This window comes from Enterococcus sp. 3H8_DIV0648, assembly GCF_002140655.1.
GTDB lineage: Bacteria > Bacillota > Bacilli > Lactobacillales > Enterococcaceae > Enterococcus_A > Enterococcus_A hulanensis.
Genome location: NZ_NGLG01000001.1, coordinates 225,197 through 225,810, shown reverse-complemented (window position 1 = coordinate 225,810; position 614 = coordinate 225,197). Strand labels below are relative to the sequence as shown.

Here is a 614-nt window from a genome sequence, read left to right as displayed (position 1 = left end):
TCACTGTCTGAATCTGAGTCGCTATCCGAATCTGAATCGCTGTCTGAATCCGAGTCACTGTCCGAGTCACTGTCCGAATCGCTGTCCGAGTCCGAGTCGCTATCTGAATCCGAATCGCTGTCCGAATCTGAGTCGCTATCCGAATCTGAGTCGCTATCCGAATCTGAATCGCTATCTGAGTCCGAATCGCTATCTGAATCTGAATCGCTGTCTGAGTCTGAGTCGCTATCCGAATCCGAATCGCTGTCCGAATCTGAGTCGCTATCTGAATCTGAGTCGCTATCCGAGTCTGAATCGCTGTCCGAATCCGAGTCGCTGTCCGAATCTGAGTCACTATCTGAATCCGAGTCTGAGTCACTATCTGAATCTGAGTCACTATCCGAGTCCGAGTCGCTGTCCGAATCTGAGTCACTATCCGAGTCCGAATCGCTATCTGAATCTGAGTCACTATCCGAGTCCGAATCGCTATCCGAGTCTGAATCGCTATCTGAATCTGAGTCACTATCCGAATCGCTATCTGAATCTGAGTCGCTATCCGAGTCCGAATCGCTATCTGAATCCGAATCGCTATCCGAGTCTGAATCGCTGTCCGAATCTGAGTCACTATCCGAATC

The 614-nt window shown here is 49.8% G+C and carries 1 protein-coding gene; it reads right to left on the bottom strand.

Features of this window, described 5'->3' with window-relative positions:
- Positions 1 to 614: hypothetical protein (locus A5875_RS01045; protein WP_176244584.1), on the bottom strand; the 614-nt coding region annotated here is incomplete at both ends.